Origin of the sequence: Roseburia inulinivorans DSM 16841, assembly GCF_000174195.1 — a bacterium.
Lineage (GTDB): Bacteria > Bacillota > Clostridia > Lachnospirales > Lachnospiraceae > Roseburia > Roseburia inulinivorans.
Map to the genome: position 1 here is coordinate 1 of NZ_ACFY01000136.1, position 2,106 is coordinate 2,106.

1 pseudogene is annotated in these 2,106 nt (G+C 39.6%); it reads left to right on the top strand.

Annotated features, from left to right (window positions below):
* Positions 1–12: 12 nt before the first annotated feature.
* Positions 13–1,378 (top strand): annotated as a pseudogene (locus ROSEINA2194_RS13805) (transposase); the annotation flags it as partial.
* Positions 1,379–2,106 lie beyond the last annotated feature (728 nt).

Sequence of the window (2,106 nt, forward strand, 5' to 3'; positions counted from 1 at the left end):
AGATATACTCATATGATAACACATAAGCAGCTCACTTTGGCAGAAGTTTTTGAAGATTGTCAAAATAAATTCGACAACGACAAATATCAGTTTCTTTCTCTTCTTGATGAAGCCATTAACCTTGATGAAATTGTTCCTGTTTCTTTTGTTTCACATTTTCACGCCCGAACCGGAAGACCTCGCAAGCACCAGCTTTATCCAATGCTCAAGGCATTTCTGCTCGAGCGTATTTTTTAAATCCCGACAGACACGCTCCTGATTGTGTTTTTGAAGTACTCTCAGGAACTGCGTGATTTCTGTGGCTTTGATGTTGTACCGGATGGTTCAAAATTCACCCGTTTTAAACAGGATTTCTTATTGGACTTACAATCTATGTTCGATCGTCTTGTAGACCTGACCGAACCGGTATGCCAAAAACTGAATCCGGCTCTTGCTGACATGACTATCTTTGATACCTCCGGTATTGAAGCATGGGTTACTGAAAATAATCCTAAGTATGCCAACCGTATTATGAAACAGCTGAAGGCTTTTAAGAAATCCCATAACCTTGATGATTCCTATGATCCATACAATGCTGCTTATGGTTCCATGCCAACTCATGCTGCATCCAACCAGGCTATCCAGCAGATGTACATCAATGGTCACTTCTGTTATGCCTATAAATTCGGTATCGTCACAAATGGACTTGGCATTGTCCGCGACATATCTTTCTACAACAAGGATTTCCTAAATGCACATCCTGATATTGTTGTAGAAAAGAAATCGGATTCCCCGGATGAGGATAAATCGCTTGCCGACTCAAAAGCTCTGCTTCCTGTTTTGATCGGTTTTTTCAAAAAACATCCCTTAATAGAGCCAACAACTTTTCTTGGAGATGTAGCTTTTGATACAATTGAAATCTATAAATCTCTTTTCAATGATATCGGGTTTCGTAAGGCTTTTATTCCTCTCCGGGTAAAACTATCCATGGAAGGAACGGACTACACAGTTAATGAAAATGGTATTCCCTGCTGTCCACATGATCCAACACTTCCTATGAAATGGGAAGGAAGCAAATCTCATTTAAAAAGCAAAATACCAACCATGAAGTTTGTATGTCCAAAAATGAAATGGGAATACAATCCTGCCAACAAATCGAAATGTCGAGTGTGCCACTATGATAATCCATGCACCACTTCTTCCTGCGGACGAATGATTTATATTTATCCAGAGAAAAATCTTCGTGCCTATCCTGGCGTAGAACAAGGTTCGCAGAAATGGGAAGACACCTAGAAGATTCGTGTAAATGTTGAAAAATCAATCAACCATTTCAAAGATAGTTTCTGCATTGCGAATCGTAAAACCCAGAACGAAAAAACGCTTCATGCTGATTTACTTCTTGCAGGAATCACACAACTTGTTACGGTACTTGTTGCAGATAAAATCCATAAGCATCAATACATACGAAGCTTAAAACCTTTGATTGCCTGACGTTCGATATTCATAACATCTTTTCTTCGCAGTTTATCTGGGAAGTCTTTTTATCGTGTTTAAATTTGATGTCACCTGCCTCTCATCTTAGTAATCCTGCATTGCAGGATTATTACCGCATTCTAATCAGGATTGCGAACTTATTTCGCAATTACCTAGGTTCCATTATAGCAGATACAGCGTATTTCCGCCAGTCGGCGGCTGTTTTCCTTCCGTCATTATGACGGTGGATAACAGTACTGAAAACCTGGATATCACTGTTATATTTCAGATTTTCAGTACTGCTATCCACAAATGGATTGTTATTTCTCCCGGTACAACTAACAGGACCTGGATATTGTGGATAAACAACGGATATGAATTTTCTTGGGATAAACATATCCACAAAAAATTTCTACGAAATGCACAAAGCTAAATGAGTTTTCTCGGATCTGTGGTCTGCTCTATCGGACGTCTGGCAATGATCTCCAGCCCCTGCCTGAGCATCGCATACTGTTCTGGAGTGATTGCCAGAGCTTCCTTGGTCCTATGTCAAGATTTAGTACAAGTTAAAATGAAAAATTTTTCCCCATTTTAACCTGCCAGAAGCTCAGCCTCAGTGTTCGTTCTTTCATACACTTGTTCAAATTCGTTTGA